General features: G+C 48.8%; 9 protein-coding genes. 4 read left to right on the forward strand and 5 right to left on the reverse strand.

Annotated elements, in window-relative coordinates:
* Positions 1-80 precede the first annotated feature (80 nt).
* From E2I14_RS05330 to E2I14_RS05340, 3 genes are all read left to right on the forward strand, one after another.
* A complete protein-coding gene (locus E2I14_RS05330) occupies positions 81-2,393 on the forward strand; it encodes a methyl-accepting chemotaxis protein (RefSeq protein ID WP_133326179.1) in 2,313 nt (770 codons plus the stop codon).
* Between the two features lie 113 nt (positions 2,394-2,506).
* Positions 2,507-8,887 carry an Hpt domain-containing protein gene (locus E2I14_RS19595; RefSeq protein WP_227544603.1) on the forward strand — a complete coding sequence of 2,127 codons (6,381 nt, stop codon included), beginning with the start codon at positions 2,507-2,509 and terminating at the stop codon, positions 8,885-8,887.
* 194 nt (positions 8,888-9,081) lie between these two features.
* Entirely contained in the window at positions 9,082-10,275 is a 1,194-nt protein-coding gene (locus E2I14_RS05340) for an amino acid aminotransferase (protein ID WP_133326183.1), read from the forward strand.
* A gap of 79 nt (positions 10,276-10,354) precedes the next feature.
* On the opposite strand, the gene E2I14_RS05345 is transcribed toward E2I14_RS05340, so the two are convergent.
* The 5 genes from E2I14_RS05345 to E2I14_RS05365 all read right to left on the reverse strand — a co-directional run bounded on the left by E2I14_RS05345 (position 10,355) and on the right by E2I14_RS05365 (position 14,187).
* The gene (locus E2I14_RS05345) at positions 10,355-10,906 is read right to left on the reverse strand and encodes a hypothetical protein (RefSeq protein WP_133326185.1); all 552 of its coding nucleotides are present in this window, start codon (positions 10,904-10,906) and stop codon (positions 10,355-10,357) included.
* 260 nt (positions 10,907-11,166) lie between these two features.
* Complete coding sequence (locus E2I14_RS05350; RefSeq protein WP_133326187.1) at positions 11,167-11,919, reverse strand: LytR/AlgR family response regulator transcription factor; 753 nt, start codon at positions 11,917-11,919, stop codon at positions 11,167-11,169.
* Entirely contained in the window at positions 11,916-12,908 is a 993-nt protein-coding gene (locus tag E2I14_RS05355) for a sensor histidine kinase (protein WP_165967761.1), read from the reverse strand. Before E2I14_RS05355 ends, E2I14_RS05350 begins: the two co-directional genes overlap by 4 nt.
* A gap of 128 nt (positions 12,909-13,036) precedes the next feature.
* Positions 13,037-13,786 carry a LiaI-LiaF-like domain-containing protein gene (locus E2I14_RS05360; RefSeq protein ID WP_133326191.1) on the reverse strand — a complete coding sequence of 250 codons (750 nt, stop codon included), beginning with the start codon at positions 13,784-13,786 and terminating at the stop codon, positions 13,037-13,039.
* Positions 13,783-14,187: a LiaI-LiaF-like domain-containing protein gene (locus E2I14_RS05365; protein WP_133326193.1), complete on the reverse strand. Its 405-nt coding sequence runs from the start codon at positions 14,185-14,187 to the stop codon at positions 13,783-13,785. The genes E2I14_RS05360 and E2I14_RS05365 overlap by 4 nt, the downstream gene beginning before the upstream one ends.
* A gap of 229 nt (positions 14,188-14,416) precedes the next feature.
* Between E2I14_RS05365 and E2I14_RS05370 the strand changes: the two genes are divergently transcribed.
* Positions 14,417-16,486 (forward strand): energy transducer TonB, encoded by a 2,070-nt coding sequence (locus tag E2I14_RS05370; protein WP_133326202.1) that lies wholly within the window; start codon positions 14,417-14,419, stop codon positions 16,484-16,486.
* The last annotated feature ends 13 nt before the right edge of the window (positions 16,487-16,499 follow it).

The raw sequence follows: 16,499 nt of genomic DNA on the forward strand, positions 1-16,499 counted from the left end.
GCAATTAAACATAGCTCGCCGCGCAGCGGCTTAAAACAGATTTACCGATTAGTATTCAATTGGAATTAGGAGATTTTGTAATGGCATTAAATTCACCGTTGCCTTCCGAAGTAGAGACAACCCCAGAGTTTGAAGGGGAAAAATTATCTCAAGACGTCAATCCCGTTACCTTGGTCGATATCGATGCGACCCAGACCGGATTTATGCCTTCACCTAATTCGCTCAAAAACGCGAATAAAAAAGACGATCACGACGCGAATCTGACCTTTATCGGTGACGTGTTAGAAAAAGGCCGCGACATTAAGTTACCGTTGATCGGTCATTTATCGCTGCAACGTCAGGTGCGTTTCCTGTTTGCAGGGATGGCGATTGCGTTGATTTTTGGTGCTATTTTCGTTTTTATTAATTCCAGCCAAAAAACGCTCGCATCTAACCAAGCTCAGATCGCGGGTGACGCGCTGATGCACTCGCAGCGGATTGGTAAAGCGGCACCGAATGCGATTCAAGGTACGCCAGCAGCGTTTAAACAGTTGGAAGAAAGTCGCGCTGAGTTGAACAACGACTTAACGATTCTGACCAAAGGTGGTAGCTACAAAGGTGCAAACATTAGCGCTGCCAAATCAGGCGATTTAGCCGTTTTAGCTGAGAGCCAAAAAATCTGGGCTAATACTGATAAAGCCGCTGAAACGATTTTGAAATTGAAAAAAGAATTGACCGGTTTTGGTCAAACCTTAGAAAAGCTCAATGAAATTTCTCCAGTATTGTTGGAATTGACCGAGCAAATTTCCGCACAAAAAGTGCAGGGCGGTGGCTCAGCGCGGGAAGTTTCTGCGTCCGGTCAGTTAGTCATGTTGACCCAACGTTTGGGCCGCAGCGCGAGTGAATTCTTGACCGCAGAGGGTGTTAATCCTGAAACGGCTTTCCTGTTGGGTAAAGATACCAATACCTTCCGTGATTTGGTCGATGGTTTTTTAAACGGTAGCGACGTATTGAAATTAACACCAACTAAAGATGCTGACACACGCGAAAAATTGACCGAATTGAAAAAGACGTTCGGCGACTACCAACAATCTGTTTCGAACATTTTGGGTAATCTGCAAAACTTTATTGCAGCGAAACAAGCTGAACAATTAGTGTTTACGGATAACGAAGACTTGCGTTTGCGTCTCATCGACGTACAAAAAACCTACCGCGATCATTTGGATTCAAACGGTTTTAGTTTTTACATGATGTTCGTGTCGTTTGCGATTGCGTTGTTGGCAGCCGCCGGTGTTGCAGCGGTTCTGTTGCAAGACAGTCGTAACCGCGCCAAAGAAGCGAATGCGCGCCGTGTTGACGCCGATATTCAGATGATGCAAGCGATCAAACAAGAAAACGAAGCGAAATTAGCTAACGATCAAAACCAAGCAGCGATTTTGCGATTAATGAATGAATTGCAAGAAGTGGCGGATGGAGATTTGACCGTGCAAGCAACGGTTTCGGAAGATATTACTGGTGCGATTGCCGACTCGGTTAACTACACGGTGGAAGAGTTGCGCGGACTGGTTGGCCGGGTTACGACCACGGCAGAACAAGTTACCTCAGCGTCTAACCAAGCGGAAGGCGTGTCCGTTGCTTTGTTGAACGCATCTCAACAACAATCGCGTGAGATTAAAGACGCCGGTGAAGCGATGTTGACCATGGCCAACGATATTACCGAAGTTTCTAAATCGGCGAATGAATCGGCTGACGTTGCGCGTAACTCGGTTGCTGCGGCGGAGCAGGGCGCGCAGGCGGTACAAAATGCGATTAAAGGTATGGATGAAATTCGCGAGCAAATTCAAGAAACATCCAAACGTATTAAACGACTCGGTGAATCGTCCCAAGAGATTGGTGAAATTACCGAACTGATTTCAGACATTACTGAACAGACCAACGTGTTGGCGTTGAACGCGGCGATTCAGGCGGCGTCTGCCGGTGAAGCGGGTCGAGGCTTCTCGGTGGTTGCGGAAGAGGTTCAGCGATTGGCGGAACGTTCAGCCGAAGCGACCAAGCAGATTGGTGCCTTGGTTAAAACGATTCAAACCGATACTCACGATGCGGTATCCGCGATGGAAAAATCCACGCAGGGTGTGGTTGAGGGAGCAAAACTATCTGATGCGGCGGGTACAGCGTTGGCCGAGATTCGCCGGATTTCGAACCAGTTAGCGGACCTGATTCAAGGTATTTCGCACTCCACCGAACAGCAAGCAACATCGGCTAACGGCGTGGCACAAAACATTCAACACATTTTGGAAATTACCGAGCAAACGCAAAGCGGTACGCAGCAAACGGCGCAGTCGATTCGTGACTTGTCCGCGTTAGCGCAAGAGTTGAAAAACTCCGTGTCGCGGTTCCGTGTTAGCGTAAATTAAGCTCGCTAAGATAGCGGAAATGGACGATAAACTGCACACGCGGAATATCGTCTTTTTTAAATGAGCGCCTTATTTAATAGGTTTTCATGATCTCTTCTGGTGCAACGCAAAACATGCAAACTAAATTTGATACCGGCCCGTTGTCGTGGGTGATGGCTGAAACGCGCGAAGCATTAATGAATGCCAAACGCGCTTTACGTGATGCAGTAGAGCAAAGCGCCGAATCGCAATCGACTTTATTAAAACACGCCAAAATATATTTGCACCAAGCGCATGGCGCCCTGCAAATGGTGGATGTCGATGGCGTTGCGTTATTGTCAGAGAACATCGAAATTTTGTTGGACAGAATGGCCGATGGCGAGCTGGCGATTACACCAGTGACTAGCGGCGCAATTGAGCAAGCGCTCGATGCGATTCAAGAATACCTCGATGAGTTGTTAGTCAATGGCGTTCAACAGCCAGTCCGCCTCTACCCGTGCTACCGTAATCTGTTGGCCATCAAAGGCATAGACCGAGTTAGTCCGACCGATTTGTTTTTTCCTAATTTGTCGGCCAATACAACCTTAACGTTGCTGTCCAGTTCGGGTGCGGCGGTAGATCAAAAGCCTAAAAAAGCCAGTTACGCCAATATTCGCCAACGGTTTGAAAAAGCCTTGTTGCCCTTCTTAAAGCAATCCGATCCGCAATTGCTCAGCACGAGCGCCAAGCAAATGCAGGGCTTGATTGCCGAAGTCTGGCATGCGCAAACTAATTCACAAGCGCGTTCGTTTTGGGCGGTCATGCACGGTTTTGCTGAGTTGGTCGCAGAACATCAAGTGTTCCATGAACAAAACGTAAAGCAGTTATTTGGTCGCATTAATTTACAAATTCGTCGCTTGCACGAAGGCGCGTTAAGTATTCCTGAAAGTTTATTGCGCGATGCATTGTTCTTTATCGCGCGTGGCCGAAATTTGCCGCCCAACGCCGACAATGTGCGTCGGGCGTATGAGTTGGATGGCCAAGTTCCGAGCAATTTTGAAACGCAAAGTTTTGGTTCGATTGAACCGGGCGCTTTGTCGATTAGCAAAGAACGCCTGACCCAGATCAAGAATCTGTGGAGCAAAATCGCCAATGGCGAACATGGTTTGTTCGAGAAATTTGAACAAAAAATGAAAGACTTGGCTGAGGTCGGTCTCAAGCTCCGCTCGCCTCCACTATCGAAGTTGTTGCGCGAATTAACAGGCTTAACTCGCCATGTTTTGCAAGGCAAACCGAGTGACGCCTTTGCGCTGGAAATGGCGACTAGCTTGCTCTTCATCGAGAGCGCTTTAGATCAAATCACGCATTTGCCGTCCGATTTTGCTGAGCGCGCTGATATTTTGGCGGCACGTTTATTGTCGTTGGTCAGCGGCGAATCGCCCGACCAATCTGCACCTTGGTTGGACGATATGTCGCGCCAAGCACAGCAACGTCAAACAATGGCTGCTCTGGTAGGCGAGATGCAATCGAGTTTGCGTATCGTTGAAAAAACCTTGGACGAATATTTTAGATCGCCAACCGAAGTCAATGACTTAGTCCAAATCGACCCAATTATGCATCAGATCGCTGGTGCGTTAGCGATTTTGGATCAGGATGAGGCCAACCTTGCGCTGTCCCATACGCAAGAGTTAATCCGTGAAATGGCTGGCAGCGAGCAACCGACTGACCCCGCGATCCACGCCAAAGTTGCGCAAAATATTGGCGCATTAAGTTTCTTGATTGAAGCGCTGCAAACTCAACCAGAAACAGCAAAAAATAAATTCAGCTTTGACAAAGAAACCGGTATTTTCAAATCCCATTTCTTGGATAAGCCAGCAGCACCAGAAGCAGCGCCAGCGGATGAGTTGCAAAGTCACTCACCAGCGGCTGAGATCAAACCAGTTTCGACCGAACAAGAATTAGCGGATCAGCAAAAACAGTCGGCTAACTTGGCATCATCCCTAGTTGAACAGCCGCACAACGCGGCGATTCAAGCGCAGTTGTTGGCCAGTTTAGAGCAAGAGCGTTCGGTAGCGCGCTTGTTAGACGATCCAAACGCCAGTGAGCGCGCCTCGCAAGCCATTGAAGCGTTAACGCAAACCGATTTCAAAGTCGCCGAGCCGCAAATGAATAACATCATTAGCGCGGTGGTGGCTGAACAGGCGGCAGTAGCGCCCCCAGCGTTGCCAACTCATGCGCCGATGCCAGTGGGCGACGACGCGATTGACGCCGAATTGTTAGAAGTCTTCTTGATGGAAGCCGAGGAGGTACTCGCTAGTGTTAATGAGACCATCCCGCTGTCCAAGGCCGATCCAAGCAATCAAGATCATTTGATCACGTTGCGCCGCTCGTTCCATACCCTCAAAGGCAGTAGCCGTATGGTGGGTTTGGGCGCGTTCGGTAATGCGGCCTGGAGCGTAGAGCAAGTCATGAACGGTTGGTTGTCCGATGCGCGGCACGGCACCGACGATTTGTACGCGCTGTTAGAAAAAGCGTCCGAAGTATTGGCCGCTTGGGTGGCTGATTTCAACGCAATGGGCACCTCCGATATTACCGGTAAAGCATTGATCGATGCGGCAGATCGCCTCAAAAACGGCGGCGCGTATTCCTACGATGCGCAACTCGAACATCCACCGACGCCAGTGCATAGCGCGCCAACCCAAGCGATTGCAGAAGTCGCTATCGAGACGCCAGCCGCGAATGAGCCAACTCATGCTGAGTCGAGTGTGGCGGTGGATTCAGCGTCAGTGGAAGCCCATGCAGAAACATTAGCAGCAACGCCAGCAGAACTTCCAGCAACGCCGCCACAAGCTGAAACGGAATCGACGCCAACTGCCGCTGATCATGCCGCGACAGCCGAAGACGTGTTGGCGGCTTATGCGGCGGTCGATGTTGTTGTTCCAAGTACACCTGCCGCCAGTGCTGACCATGGCGCTGCGGCGGAGCTCGATTTGCATGCTCCCGAAATCAATTTTGCCCAAGAGTTGACCGAGTCAAGCAATGTGCTTCATTTCCCTGAATCGCATGCGGTGGTCGAATCGGCTGAAGAGTTAGCTAATGAAGTGACAGAATCGTTGTTGCCAGATATTGACTTCGGCAGTCCCGCTGAAGCTATCGAGGCAGTTGAACCGGCGCCTGCGTTGATTCCGGAATTAGTTCACATTGAGTCCGATGAGATTGCGGTTGCACCTACAGCTGAACAGGATGTTATCGAACTCACAGAATTAGAAATCGAGCCAACCGAAGTTGTGGAAGAAGAGGCGACTGCGGTACAGGCCGAAGCGATTGAGGATGCACCGTCCGCTCCAGCTGCGCCAGTGCAAGAAGCGCAAATTATTGAGTTCCCATCGAGTTTTACGACCTACGAAGACAACGTCAAGAAAATCGGCAACATCGAAATTGGCGTGCCTTTATACAATATCTACCTGGCAGAAACCGATGAAATCGTGCGCTTTTTGTCGCAAGATTTTTCCGAATGGCGTCATGAAGCGCATCGCCCAGTGACCACTCATTCGGTGCACGCGGCGCATTCCTTAGCGGGCAGTTCAGCTACCGTCGGATTTACCGCGTTGCAAGAAGTGGCGCATGCCTTGGAAATGGTATTGCAGCGCGTGGAACGCTACCCCGTGACACTGCTGCCGGGCGAATTCGATACGCTTGATAATTGCGTTGGCTGTGTAAAAGAAATGCTGCACCGCTTTGCTTTGGCTGAAATGCCACCGCACAAGCCAGAACAAATTTTGGTGCTTGAACAGTTATTGGGAATGTTGACCGATCGCGCTCAACCGCCAGAAATTGATGCCGCCGCTTTGGATAAAGCCAAAGACGAGTTTAACGGTCTGTTCAATGAAACCGAAGAAGACCAATTGGTGCTTGCTAGCGCATTGCCAGTTATTGAAGAACCGCTCGTCGCTGCGCCTGAAATCATTGCAGCCGAGCCGGTGATCGCTGAACCGCTGATAGTTGAGCCTGCAGTAATCGAACCAGAAATCGTGGTGCAGGCCGCAGCTCCATCGGTTGAAGTTGCACCAATTTTAAGTCTGGATGAAACTCGTTTAACCGACGTTGCCGCGTTACCTAAAGATGATTTGGATGCCGATTTATTGCCGGTATTCTTGGAAGAAGGTAGCGATTTGTTCCCGCAGATCGGCCAAACTTTGCGCGCATGGCAAGACGCTCCAAACGATCAAGAACATGTGCAAGCTTTGCTGCGCTTGCTGCACACTGTTAAAGGTAGTGCGCGTATGGCTGGTGCGATGGCGCTTGGTCAGCACACCCATGATATGGAAAGCCAGATCGAGCACTTGATGCATGCCGGTGCTCCATCGGCGGCCGCGTTAGATCATTTGTTGGCGCATCATGACGTCGCGTCAACCATGTTTGAACAATTGCGTAACCCGCAAGCGGTGGTTGCCCCTGCCGTTCAAGCCGATGACGCCGCTGCGCTCAATGACGAATTACTGCCATCGACTTCCGATAGCCCAGCTCGAACAGGCTTGGTTGAATTGGCGCAGTTAGTGCCGTTAAATGCCCCATCGACCGGCGCGGCATCGGCAAATCTACCTGCCAATAAGGCAGCCGCTCCACTAGCCAATGCACTGACCAATCAAGCGTTGGTGCGGGTGCGAGCCGATATTTTAGATCGCTTAGTCAATCAGGCCGGTGAGGTATCGATCTCGCGTTCACGTTTAGAGAACGAAGTCACCACCTTGCGTTCGTCGTTGCAAGAGTTGACCGAAAACGTGGGTCGTTTGCGCGACCAGTTACGTGAAGTGGAAATTCAAGCAGAAACGCAAATTTCTTCACGTATGGCGTTGTCCGGTGAACGTGAATTTGATCCGCTCGAATTCGACCGATTTACACGTTTGCAAGAATTAACGCGGATGATGGCCGAGAGCGTCAACGACGTTTCAACCGTTCAAACCAACATCAGCAAAACCGTCGAAGGCGCAACCAATGATTTGGTCTCGCAAGCGCGCTTAACGCGTGAATTGCAACAAGATTTGATGCGCGTTCGTATGGTGCCGTTTGCTAGTATTTCCGAGCGTCTGTATCGCATTACCCGCCAGGCATCCAAAGAATTGGATAAGCGCGTCAACTTGGATATACGCGGTACTTCGGTGGAAATTGACCGTAGCGTTCTGGAGCGCATGGCCGGTCCGTTTGAACATTTATTGCGTAATGCGATTGTGCATGGAATCGAATCACGTCAGCAGCGCCAAGAATTAGGTAAAAACGAAATCGGTGAAATCTTGGTGCAGATCCGCCAAGAAGGTAACGAAGTCGTGATTAACTTTAATGACGATGGTCGCGGCTTAGATTTGAATCGTATCCGCGAGAAAGCGCGCGATTCCGGCTTGTTAGCGATTGGCGATGAAGTGACTGATTCCGAAGCGGTGAATTTGATTTTTGAATCAGGTTTCTCGACTGCCAGCGAAGTGACCGAATTAGCGGGTCGCGGCGTCGGTATGGACGTCGTGCGCTCAGAAGCGACCGCGTTGGGTGGCCGTGTATCAGTCGATAGCACGCCTAATGTTGGTTCTAAATTCACGATTCACTTGCCATTAACTTTGGCGGTAACGCAGGTTGTATTGGTACGCAGCGGTGGAAAAATCTTCGCTGTGCCTTCCGTTTTAGTGGAACAAGTTCAACAGTTGAAGGCGCAAATGCTCGCGGCAGCCTACAACGACGGCGCGATTATGTGGCAAGGTCAGCGCGTGGCGATGCACTATTTATCGACCGTGCTGGGTGATTACACCGCGCTGCCGGATGCACAGCAATACACGCCGATTATCGTTATGCGCAGCGGTAACGACCGCGTTGCTCTGCACGTTGATCAAGTTATCGGTAACCGCGAGGTGGTTGTTAAAAACATCGGACCGCAATTGGCGCGTATGGTTGGTATTTCTGGCGCGACCGTGCTGGGTTCGGGCGACATCGTCTTGATCCTGAACCCATTGCCATTGGCGCAAAAGATGGAGCACGACATGTTACGTGCGCCGCGCCTGTTGCAAGAGAATAGCGAAACTCCGCAAGTCACCGCGGCCGACGAGGCCTTGGGCGCCGTGGCGGAAAATGCTCCGACAACGCAACAACCTGTGCAAGGTTTGCGTCGCCACCACATTGTGATGGTGGTGGACGATTCGTTGACGGTGCGTAAAGTGTCACAACGTTTGTTAGTGCGCGAAGGTTACCAAGTGATTTTGGCCAAAGACGGTGTTGACGCCTTGCAGCAGTTGCAAGCGGTAAAACCAGACGTGATGCTGGTTGATATTGAAATGCCGCGCATGGATGGTTTCGATTTGACTCGTAACGTGCGTAATGACGAACGGTTAAAAGATGTACCGATCATCATGATCACTTCGCGAACCGCGGATAAACACCGTAACTACGCACAGGAATTAGGCGTCAATGCGTATTTCGGTAAGCCGTTCCAAGAAGATGTGTTGTTAGAGGCGATTTCGAGCTATTTGCCGCAATTAAATAGCGTCGAATAAGACGACATGCTCTTAACAAGAAGGCGCTCCTTGTGGGCGCCTTTTTTATTGGGCGAAAATCATATCTAAAAATTATGTTTTTCAGTCCGCCAAGTCATTCTCATGCACCAAAAGCAAAATTCCCCGCTCAATCTTTGGGCAATAAATCATTGTGGTGTAACATGCTGCCTTGGCTTTTTGAACTGGAGATTGTTATGTTTCACCATGTAGAACCGTATGCTGGCGACCCGATTTTGTCCTTGAATGAAGCGTTTGGCAAAGATCCACGCACCGATAAAATCAACTTATCTATCGGTATTTATTTTGACGACGACGCCAAAATCCCGATGCTGCCTTCAGTACGTGCCGCAGAATTAAAAGTCGTCGCCGAAGCGGGCGCGCGCCCTTATTTACCGATGGAAGGCGCAGCCAATTTTCGTACCGCTGTCCAGCATTTATTGTTCGGCGCCGAACACGCCGCGCTTAAAGCCGGTCGCGTAGTAACGATTCAAACTGTCGGTTCAAGTGGTGGTTTAAAGGTTGGCGCTGATTTTATAAAGCGTTATTTTCCGAATACAACCATTTTGGTCAGCGACCCAACTTGGGACAATCATCGTGCTGTATTCGAAGGTTCTGGCTTAACCGTACAAACCTATCCTTACTACGATGCAGCCACCGGCGGCTTGCGTTTTGACGCAATGTTGCAAGCCTTGTCTAAGGCCGAAAAACACAGTGTCGTTCTGTTGCATGCTTGCTGTCACAATCCAACTGGCGTTGATTTGACCGACGCGCAATGGCAGCAACTGCTACCGGTTTTGCAAGAACGTGAATTAATTCCTTTCCTCGATTTGGCCTACCAAGGTTATGGTGCAAGCATTGCCGAAGATGCGTTTGCGGTGCGCCTGTTTGCGGATTCGGGCATCAGCTTCTTGGTCGCTAATTCGTTTTCCAAGAGCATGAGTTTATACGGCGAGCGCTGCGGTGCTTTGACTATTGTGTGTCCTGACGCAGGGCAAGCAGTCAATGTGTTGGGTCAATTAAAAGCCAATGTGCGTCGTAACTATTCCAACCCGCCTATGCATGGTGGACAGTTGGTTGCGCGCGTATTGACCGATCCAGAATTGCGCGCCATGTGGGAAGCGGAAGTGGTAGCGATGCGCGATCGGATTCAATTAATGCGTAAAAAATTGTTTGATGTATTAAGCGCTAAATTGCCAGGTCGCGATGTCAGTTACTTCTTAACCCAACGCGGTATGTTTAGCTACACAGGCTTAAGCCCTGAGCAATGCGATCGTTTGAAGGAAGAATTTGGCGTGTATATTTTGCGTTCGGGGCGCATGTGCGTCGCTGGTTTGAACAGCCGCAACGTCGAAGCAACAGCCAATGCGATGGCGGCGGTATTAGCCTAAATCGGCTGATTTGCTTGCATTAAAAAAGGGTGACATTGAACTTCAATGCCACCCTTTTTTTTATTCAGATTAATTCTACTTAGTGATCAAAACACAGCTTGATCGCTTCGGCAAAAGCATCCTCAGCCGACATACCTTTTTCCATCATGCGAGTAATTTCTTCCGAATGTTCACGGATGTCGGACGGCAATGTGGCGCGGTGAGTTTTGTAGTATTCGTACTTTTGAATCGCGATTGCTTCTTTGGCTTTTGCTAGAGCAGAACCACCACGCGGCGTGGAGGTGCTGCCCACGGTGCCAGCAGCGCGACGTGCGCGGGTTGCCGCGACTTTGACGACGGGTGAGTTGATCTTGGCTAATAAATCTTGCACTTGCTCGAGCGAATAAATTGGCGAAAAAGTCGTGCCGAGGAATTCGTTATCATCTGGTTGAATCAGCAAGTTGCTGCTGTCGAACGCCATTTTTTTACCGGACTCATTAATGACTTGGTAATTGGGTCCTTCAACAGTGCCATTTTTAGAGAATTGGGCGCTTGCGCCGTAAGCCTGCATTTTTTCGATTACGTTTTTTAGGTAATCAGCAGTGAGGTTTTTTACATCGCCATTCCAGCGCTTGGATCGTTTGGTATTCAAAATGCGTTACTTCCAAAAAAAGTGAAAAAATTAGCGCTAACTTATGGTTGGCGCAGTCATTCTTAATTCAGCCCTCTATTATCCTATGGGGACTCTTGATTCGGTGGGATGGGTTCAAAATATATTTGCGGGGGGCGGCGGTTTTGGGTAATAAGATGTTTTGCCTGCAACTTAGTTGTTTTACTGATCAGTGAAACGTGGCAAAACGGAACAAACTAGGATGAAATTTTGCGCCCAAGTAATGGTTTTATTAACGTCTGTTAATGCGCAGTCGAATTATTAAATAAGGGTTTCAGCCGTTCATAACCAGAACGGCTGATCGGCAATTGTTTGCCGCCATTTAAAATTGCCAGCACGCTATCTTTCGTTACCCGTTCAATCCGATTTAATTGCGCCAAATTGATGACATAGGAGCGATGAATGCGGATGAATTTTTGCGGATCTAATTGGGTTTCAATATCGCTCAACGCTTGCGTTTTCAAGATCGATTTGCCTTCGCTATGAATCATGATGTAATCGTCTTGCGCTTCGATGTAATCAATTTTGTCGATCGCAATAAAATGCATTTGGCCGCGATCACGAATCGCAATTCTATCGATTTGTTGATGCCGAATCAGCTGGTCGATGTTGCTGCTTTGCGCGCTGGTTGGTTGCTGCCCCAAGCTTAGCAAGTGACGCGCTTGGTTTAACGCCGCATCGAAACGCTCTTGCGAAAACGGTTTGAGCAAATAATCGACCGCGTGTAATTCAAAGGCTTTTAAGGCGTATTCGTCGTAGGCGGTGGTAAAGATCACACCGCTCTTGCGACCCGTCACATCCAACACTTCTAGCCCTGACATTTTGGGCATGTGAATATCCAAGAAAATTAAATCTGGGTTGAGCTCAGCAATGGCAGTCACGGCTTGCAGGCCATTTTCGCATTCGCCAATGATGTTGATGTCGGCATGATGGGATAAGTATTCGCGCGTTAAGCGACGTGCCAACAATTCATCGTCAATTATGATGACGTTCATGATGTAGCCTCAAGAGGTTGCGCTTCATAGTGCAAGGGAAGCGTGATTTCGACGACGAAATCACTACTTGTTTTATCCCAGCGTATGCGCGCCTGGTTAGCGTAAATATTGATTAAGCGTTGCTTGATGTTAGTCAGGCCCAAACCATTACCGATGGCATTGCTCGGGGTGTGTTCACAGGGATTGCGAATGGCGATGTGCAGCCATTTATCGCGCGTAAAGACATCGACTTTAATCACGCCACCATCGGATAGATCGCGAATTCCATGCTTTATGGCGTTTTCAATTAATGGTTGTAACAGCATGGGCGGAATCAGTGCAGTTTGCGCTATTTCCTCAATAGAAAACTCGTGCTGTAACTTACTGCCAAAGCGTGTTTTTTCCACTTCTAAAAAGCTCGTGCATAACGCGACTTCCTGATTCAGTGGAATAGTTTCTTGGGTCGATAAGGCTAAGCTTTGACGAAAGAACTGCGCGAGAGAAATCGTCATCGCACGCGCCGCCGCGCCATCAATAGTCGTTAATGCGCTGATCGAATTAAGGCTATTAAATAGAAAATGCGGATTGATTTGTGCGCGTAGCATCTGCAACTCCGCTTCGCGAGCCACAATGCTCGATATGGCGGCGTTAAGTTCAGCCTTACGCACGTTATCGCCCGCAATTAACACGTCATGCAACAGAAGCGAAATTAAGTAACAGCAAAATCCCGCTGAAAACAATAATGTATTGGTGTGCTCAGAGAGCTGAATCGACCACCAACCCATGGTTGAGGCCAGACTGCTCCAGCCCAAACACAGCGCTAACCAAATACCGCCGGCAAAAACAGAGGCAAGGATAAACACAATGATGGTGGGAATCACGCGCCGCTTATTGATCGGTAACGCTCTGCAAACATAAAACGCCGAACACGCGATAAATCCAAAAACCACCACCACAGGTAAGGAAAACTGCAGGGCAGTTTCCCAGACCGCCAAATTTGCGAGCACCATAAATTTTGCAGTTAACACTCCAAGCAACAGCCAGACGAGAATGGTGCTTGCTAGTTTTCTTTTATCCGAAATCAGTGGGTGCATGGGTTAGCGCAGTCAGTGAACTAGATCGATTAGTGAAAGGGAGCTTAGTTTTTAATTTCTACGCTACCCATAATTGCTGCACCGGTCACCACTAAACGCTTAGTCGAGTTTAGTGGCGGCACGCTTTCGTCTTGCATTCCCCCCATGATGGGAACCCCGTTGATGACAACGAACCAATCATTAGGAATCAAAATTTCAATCGAGCCAAAAACTGTCGTAGCGTTAATTACCACTTCGTTTTCAAATGAGGCTGTGCGTAAATCGAGTTCGATACTGCCCATGATGGCGGTGAGTTCACCGCCTTGAAAACGAACAGAAGAGTGACTTGATTTCGTTGAGCTCATCAACGCCGTAATATCCACGAAATCCGACGTGCTCGTTGCCGCGTTGCTATTACCTAACACATCGTTGGCGTAGTTTGGACTGTTGTTATCGATAACGGCATTTTGATTGATGCCCTTAAAAATATAAGCAACTCCTGCGCCAATGAGAAATACTGGCCACCATTCGCGCCAGTGGAAGACGATCAATCCCATATTTTGTAAGGTCAGTAGAGAACCTACGGTGAGGAAAACACTACCAACAAAGAAACCCGATCCATGGCGCGACTGAGTAATTTTTAGTATCCCAAGACAGATGAAAATGACGGGCCAAAACGTCAAAATTTGGCCGGTGTCAAATAAACCTAAATTCTGAATTAGGGACAATACGCCCACGATGACGATAAACGCACCGATGATGAGTCGGTTTTGCGGGCCGTTGTTGCAGTTATTGAATCGACGATTTTTTCTCATGATGCACTTCCCTTGGTATCGCTGTCCTTAATTAATGCAGAACTAATTTTGCACAAGCCAAAAATGATCAAAATAATCGGCCAACTAACTTGAAATGTCCAGCCCCAGAGATGTTCCAAGCAAGCGAAAACCCAAAAGCTAGCAGCTATTTCGAACAGCCCATTGAGTTTGCGATAGTTTGATTCCGAAAAAACGATTTTTTCGAAGCCAAATAGCGCAAATACCAAAGGCCAATAATGCGCCATCGCTTGGGATTCGATATAGCCCAAGCGCTCAAATAAAAAAACCAATCCTACGCCGGTTAGGGCAATCCCAATGGTGATGCGTTGGCGGGATTTGGTCAGTGGTGATTCATCGGAACACAGCATGGAAGACTTAGACAGTTGAGTTTCGGTATTCATGTTTTACTCCTATCAGTGAAAGTGAGATCACAATATCTGCGCCGAAATAGCTTGTCATGCCAAATTCGGCCAATGACGGTGCTAAGTCGGTAAATGACGAATCCATGACAAAAGATAAAAAAATTTCAGTCAGCAACAACGTCGCACACACTTCGGGCTGAGCGCCTATGCGATAATTCCCGACTCCTTCTCGTCCCTATCGAGGTAAATTGATTGTGTTGGTCCAACAATGACTAGCTGGATTTCATCGTTACAACAATGGTGGCGTCATTCTGATAACGCGACCGCAAGATTGACGCTTGCGGTTGTGCTGTCCGTGGTGTTTCACCTGTTGATTTTGATGGTGAAATTAGGTGAGTACGGTGAAGGTTTGCCGGGCTTTGATTTATCGCTCGGAGATCGTCGCGCCAAGCTGCCAGAACTGCATCTCAAGTTACAAAATCCAGTCATATATCCTGCCCCCAGTAACGCGCCAATTCCAATTCCGCCACCTGCAATGGCGCTCGCAACTTCGCCCACAACTTCGCCCACTCCAGAACCAACACCAGCAAATCTGCCTTCCGCAATTAAACCAGCGACTGAATTAGCCAAAGCAGAATTTGATTTGGTTGACTTGCCTGCACCGGTTCCGGCAGAAGTTCCGGCTCCTGTTGCGCGTCCCAAGCAACATAAAAGCAAACCAAAATTAATCACCGCCGTAACAAAAAAGGAGCCGGATTTTAAAGTGACTAGCGCCGAGCAAGCAGAACTTGGCACCTTGATCGCTGAGGAAAAAACGGACGAACCGAAAGCGATGGCCGATCTTGCGCCTGAAAGCAAAGTGGATGAAGTTGCGCCTGCTATTGCTGATCTAGAAAAATTAGCCCAAGAAAAAGCCGAGCAAGATCGATTGGCATTTGAAAAATTGGCCTTGGCAAAAGCGGAACAAGCGAAGTCCGAGCAAATGCAAGCTGAGGCAAAATTAAAGGAGCAACTCACCAAACAACACGAGCAAGAAATGTTGCAAGCGCAGCGTCAAGCGGAGGCGCTAGCAGCGCAGCAAAAGCAGCAGGAAAAGCAACAGCAAGAAAAACAGCAACAAGAACTGCGCGCTCGGCAGCACGCTGAACTGGAGCAGCAACGTTTAGCACAACTCGTGGCCCAACGCGCAGCTGATGAATTGGCTGAAAAACTTAAACAAGAAGAACTGGTCAAGCAACGTGCAAAAGATGCCGCCCAAAAATTAAAACAAGAGCAGCTGGCGCAAATAGAAAAGGAAAAGCTACAGGAGCAAGAGAAACAAAAGGCCCGTGAAAAAGAGCAACAAGCCTTGGCAATCCGCGCTGCTCAAGAAGCGGAGCAGCGCAGATTGGCTGAAACCGCGCGGATAGAAAAAGAGCGTGCGGATCAATTGCAGTTGGAAAAATTAAAAGCGGAACAGCAGAAAGAGCAACTGCAAAAAGAACAGCAACAACGAGAGCTGCAACAAAGAGAGCAGCAGCGTCAGCAACAAATCGCCGAGCAATTAAAGAGAGAGCAATTGGAGCGCGAGTTAGTGGAGAAAAATCTAGCGGAAAAAAATTTAGCAGAGAAAAATCGACTAGAGCAAGAACAGCGAATCCGCCAAGCGCAATTAGCTGAGCAATTAGCGGCGCAAGCCAAAGCTCAGCGCGAGAGTGAATTGCGCCAGGCCGCGCAACGAGCCGCTGAGCAAGCACAAGCCGATGAACGAGCGAGAGCACAAGTACAAGCCCAAGCTAACGCCAGACAACAAGGCAATGGAATCGACGATTTAATGGGCGCGGGCAGCGCTTCGCAAGGCGCTAATTTCGGTAATGCCAAGCCTGATATGGATAAATTATTATCCGGTCGCAGCTTTGATTTTGATAAAAATGGTGAGTCATTAAAATCGGCTTCCAGCGCCAATTTACCGACGCCTAAAGCCCCGTCAGCCAACAGTGCTAGGCGTTCAATTTTTGGCAGTAAAAATATCGACGTAGGCTTGAATTTATACATCCAAAGTTGGCGTCAAAAAGTCGAACGCAATGGTCCGCTGAATTATTCGCAATCGGCCAAAGATCACATGTACACCGATCCGATTGTGACGGTCTCAGTACGCAGCGATGGCAGCGTAGAAAGCGTGACAATTTTGCGCTCCAGCGGGCGACCCGAAATGGATGAAGCGGTACGACGAATTGCACTGGTCAACGCGCCTTACAGCGCCTTTCCGCCGAGCTTGGCGCGTAAATATGACGTGATCGATATTCGGCAGATTTGGGTATTTGATGATGCCTTGCACATCGTCGATGAAATGCGCTGAAGCGCGCCTCGGT

The organism is Sapientia aquatica, assembly GCF_004358105.1.
Classification (GTDB): domain Bacteria; phylum Pseudomonadota; class Gammaproteobacteria; order Burkholderiales; family Burkholderiaceae_D; genus Solimicrobium; species Solimicrobium aquaticum.